The 4,570-nt window shown below is 42.2% G+C and carries 4 protein-coding genes; 1 reads left to right on the top strand and 3 read right to left on the bottom strand.

The genetic code is table 11. The features are described 5' to 3' along the window. A partial coding sequence (locus M977_RS24645; RefSeq protein ID WP_245163522.1) for a Ref family recombination enhancement nuclease occupies window positions 1-178 on the bottom strand: 178 nt, incomplete at its 3' end. 164 nt (window positions 179-342) lie between these two features. After that, window positions 343-546 (bottom strand): hypothetical protein, encoded by a 204-nt coding sequence (locus tag M977_RS20640; protein WP_157092098.1) that lies wholly within the window; start codon window positions 544-546, stop codon window positions 343-345. A gap of 442 nt (window positions 547-988) precedes the next feature. Between M977_RS20640 and M977_RS20635 the strand changes: the two genes are divergently transcribed. After that, window positions 989-4,102 carry a hypothetical protein gene (locus M977_RS20635; RefSeq protein WP_064518628.1) on the top strand — a complete coding sequence of 1,038 codons (3,114 nt, stop codon included), beginning with the start codon at window positions 989-991 and terminating at the stop codon, window positions 4,100-4,102. Window positions 4,103-4,312: 210 nt separating this feature from the next. On the opposite strand, the gene M977_RS20630 is transcribed toward M977_RS20635, so the two are convergent. After that, complete coding sequence (locus M977_RS20630; RefSeq protein ID WP_064518627.1) at window positions 4,313-4,531, bottom strand: DUF7661 family protein; 219 nt, start codon at window positions 4,529-4,531, stop codon at window positions 4,313-4,315. Window positions 4,532-4,570 lie beyond the last annotated feature (39 nt).

Raw genomic sequence — 4,570 nt, 5'->3', positions numbered from 1 at the left:
TGCGATGATGGATATGACAAAGAGGAATGACATGATAATTGTCTGCACGAACAGAAAGACCGGTACCGGAACTGCAGTGATGTATTTCAGCGGGTGTTTCGCCATGTCCAAGGTTGCGACAAACAATGCAGCCAAGAGATGCAACACGGGATAGGTGCTGGCGTTCTGCCTTCTTCATTGCTCACCACCAGCGGTAAACAATGGATGCAGAAAATCGCTGGCGAATAGATTCGTCAGTGTAATGCGGGGTACAAATTTGAGTGGGTGCGCCATCGTGTCTCCAATGGCGCAACAGATTTCAGGGTGTTCAGCCCTGCAGCTATTTTAAGTTACTTTAAGCCGCTATGCACTGATAAGTTCTTTATGTGATTCTGGCGAGATGATGATTTGCTTGTCGCTCAGTGGCATGAATGAGTACACGTCCATGTTGCGGTACATCAGGATGCGCCCCTTATCTGGGAAGCAATCAAATCTCGCCACTACAGCACAATCCTGACAACGAATAACCGCGTAACCCGTAGCAGGTAATTCTTCATTCACTTTCACTCAATACCCCTTATGAACTAATTGTGGCCCAGAACCCAACGTTCAAAACTGCTGAAAACATAGACAATAACTGTATATAATCACAGTGTTATTTTCTTTTGCCAAGTATGCACAAAAACCATGTATCTATGCAAGGCTATTTATCCAGCTGATTTGAATAATCTTTTTCGCTACATTTGAGTAAAATTCGATCGTTATTGTTAACCGAAGTCAGGCGGGTAATTTGTTGTGAGTACAATTTAAAATGTCGGCACTTGGTCATTTTATGCCACGCAATGATACGAAGCAGTGTCGACCTAAACGACTGCTGTGTGCCATTACCGGAGGACTAGATGAATATGCAGTTTGGTAGTGATCAAAACAAGATGTGATATTTACAGAGATAAAAAGGTGCTTAGCACTTATTATTCATGAAATTTCTAACAGGTAATTCAAGATATCTATGTTTGGAAAACTCCTCAAAAGTGTCTCTTGGCAGATCAAAGCCGATTTCCGCCGGAGTCTGAAATCCAATCAGGACCACAAAAATCTTAGCTGGAATCTGGCAGAGAGATTACAGATTTACTGCTCAACTCATTACATCCTGGCCATGCTGATGCTTTGGTTCGCTGCCACTGTTGCTGTCGGCGTTGCTGAATATTTCCGCCCGGTATTTTATCCGTTTGCCCATCGGCATCTGCGGGGTATTACCAATCTTTCTGAATGGATGTCCGACCTGCTGGGAAGCCAGTTGACCGTCATCGGGATCGTGTTTCCGTTGGTTGTAGGCCTGATCAGTGTTCTGTTTCAGAAAAAGTCTTCCAGAATTCATATTCAGTCTGCCTATCAACTGCATTCCGGCTATATGTTTTCAGGCCTGAGTGGTCTTTCGCTGGCAGCATTCATTCTAATAGGTGGGCTGGCTTCATCACGTGGAGATAAATATCTTGATACGGCTTTTGCTGTAACTGCTTTTGTATGGATGTTTTTCAACATATGGCTTTCTATATGGTTTTTTATCACCAGTCTGAATGTGCTGGATGATAATAAGCGTGACGTCCTTATGAAAAAGTATTTTCAGTCACATATCGTGAGTGGATACCTACAAAAATCCATGATGAACTCATGGATACGATATCCAGGCTATCACATTGGCGAAAATTACCTGAATAATATCAAGATACTTCCTTACTCTTTATCAGATAAGGAGTATATGAACCATATCACATGCAAAGTTAATAAAAATGACATTGTAAAGGACGTCTACATCAGACCGCTTCTCTTCCTTTTAAGAAGAATAAGGACAGCCTCTGATCAGGATGCGAAAATTATAATTCTACCTTCATCCGGCAACGTTTCAGGAGAGCTGAGAGTTTTATCTTCAGCAGGTGTTGAAATTTCCCGGTTGTGGGCCTGGCTTTACAGATGTTGTCTTGTAACAGGTGCGCGCCAGAACATAAATAATCTTGACGATATTACCTATGATTTTTTTAGTGAAGCTTATGATGCATTGAATGATAAAAATATCAGTGTTTTTAAAATTGCAGTTAAACGCCTGGTAGATACGTATTCTTCAATAAAACGAAGCTTTTCCCATGCAAAAGGAAACTATCTTGACGCACTAAATGAATCAGAATTTAGTCATTCATTCAGCCAGTCATTTCAATATGATTTGAGGAAGTTTATTCGTGAAACGGTAAAATCCACGGATAGTTCAGGCGAATATTTTTACGAAACTATGTATATTCCTTTACAGATATACAGAAATTCAGAAAGCACGAGTTTAACCGATTTCAAACAATTCATGCTGTCGCTCTTCGGTGTGTGGCATGCGCTTAACGAATGGAAAGCAGGGCTAGGTGTCACCCTTTCGGCCAGTCAGGAGCAAACGCACCAGGGACTTATCCGCAACTTCATTAGCCAGTGGGAAGGCTGGAGTATGGGGTTAATCATTGGCAAATCCGACGATGATGAAATGGCTGGCCGCCTGCTGTTCCATCTGCATAACACTGTCCGGCTACTTATCCCGCCGGTAGTTGCAGATAATGATTCGTCTGCTAGATACGCTCATGATGTGCTCTGTCTCTGGTATAACCAGAGTCGCTTTACACGACACTGGGAAGAAGAGTTCCGGTGGCACAGTTTCTTTCTGACGCCTGATTACCTACATCAGGATGTAACAGGTCCGCAATGGAATATGTTGCTCAGGGGTAATCCCTATAATAAAAAAGCTGCATTGTCTATCTTGTTTTCAAATGCTTTGTCCGACATGCGACTGCTGATTTCCGGTTATATTATTGCTCATATTGAATCACAAAAAAATATAGATTTATCGGATCTTGTTAATCATCTTCTTGCGTCAGAGTTATATGAAGGAAGAGATTCTCATGATACTTTGACACCTGCATTCAGAACCGCTACTGATATTATTGATATTATACTTAGAATCGAACACATTAATCTTCACAAAGATTGTAACTGGTATGCAGGATTATCAGAAACTATAGATGCTCTGAATTCTTTTAATGAACGCCCATTGATTTCGGGCCGTGTACATTCAGGCGTTAGAGAAGATTTAGGGAGCCTCTATGGTGCTTTTGCATTACTGGCCATTAAACTTTCCAGAGCCTCAGAACAGGTTACACAGCGAGTTACGGAAGCTCTGGCAGGAGGGGTATTTTCCTACTTTTGCAAATGTAGAATAATTTCCATTCTGGAAAAATTGAAGCGAGATCCTCTTATCGCATATGAAGGTTATATTATTTCCCTGGAGGATTACGCAAATAATGTTGTCATTTTTAATGAAGTTATCGACAAATACATCGATGTTTTCAATCGCAGCAAAACAGCAGATATCATCGGTGCAGCAGTAGATACGGAGCGCCTAAGAAATATCGATACCCGTCTGACCAACGCACTGCCAGGCGCTTTGGCTGAAGATATATTACTTACACGTTTCAGTTTTCTCGAAGACTCAGACCCTCATCATAACTGGCAGATGAGATACATCCCTATGGGTGTACCAAAAGATTATGTGTCTAGGCAGCTTAACGAGAATTTTTCCGGCGAACTTCCCTCTGTCTCAGATGTTAAGGCAAACATACTCCACCGACTGCATTATTTACTGGGTAAATTACCAGCTATTCTTTTAAGGCAGGTCAACGACCTTGGGGTGATGCTTCAGGAAGTCCAACAAAGAACAGCAGACCAGCGGTATTATATTCTAGTCGTATATGGCTCCAGGTTTAGTTATGAATTAATGGACCTGATTTACCAAGTGGAGAAACATGGTCCGCTTGGCATACATGTTGATGCGTCTGCCAGAGGTGTCAATGGCCTACCATTCCGGATTAACAACTGTCTGATCTATCAGGTACGCAATACTAGACAGGATTATTCACTTCTGGTCAGTGATGAATCCTTTGGTGAGCTGAAACTGTTCCGTTATCCGGATGGGACGCTTTTCAATACGTTTTACCGCAGCAGCGAAGATCCTCTTGAGGGCGTGATGAAAACGCTCTGGGAACTTGATATGCAAGTGACTGGCTCTCTTGTGGCCCGATTTGAACATATCTGATGTCATACGATCGGCGACACTGACATAGGTGTCGCTGGTCAACTGCATTTCAGTTAAGAGATTATGTAATTTGATGCTTTGCTACCAATAATCACTCACTCGCAACAATTTTCATCTATTAATGCATTTTCAGCATTAGTCTGTCTCTTCTTCTCATGAGATCCGGAAACGCCTAGGAACGGTCTCAATGTAATGCTATCCATCAAATCCTTATTCGATGCGTTCCACATTTGGATGTCGCTCTGTTGCGGCTTCATGGAAAATGTCACCCAGCCAGCCGGCAATCTCGCCTTCCGACATATCGTCGGGTAAAGCGATGTCATAGAGTCGAGAAAACTTTCTCTCCGTCAGGTCAGCACGAAATACCAGCCATCGTTCATTCTTACGTTGAACGCCAATATGCCGCCCAAAAACGTTATATATCAACATATGCAATCTCCGATCATACTAATGAATCCCTGAATCTAT

The sequence above is a fragment of the Buttiauxella gaviniae ATCC 51604 genome, assembly GCF_001654835.1.
Lineage (GTDB): Bacteria > Pseudomonadota > Gammaproteobacteria > Enterobacterales > Enterobacteriaceae > Buttiauxella > Buttiauxella gaviniae.
The sequence above is the reverse complement of the archived record's forward strand: the minus strand, read 5'-3'. Positions and strand labels throughout refer to the sequence as shown.

Excerpts from the sequence above, each read along its gene's own strand:
- M977_RS20630 (WP_064518627.1), bottom strand. The coding sequence starts at position 4,531 with ATGTTGATATATAACGTTTTTGGGCGGCATATTGGCGTTCAACGTAAG.
- M977_RS20635 (WP_064518628.1), top strand. The coding sequence starts at position 989 with ATGTTTGGAAAACTCCTCAAAAGTGTCTCTTGGCAGATCAAAGCCGAT.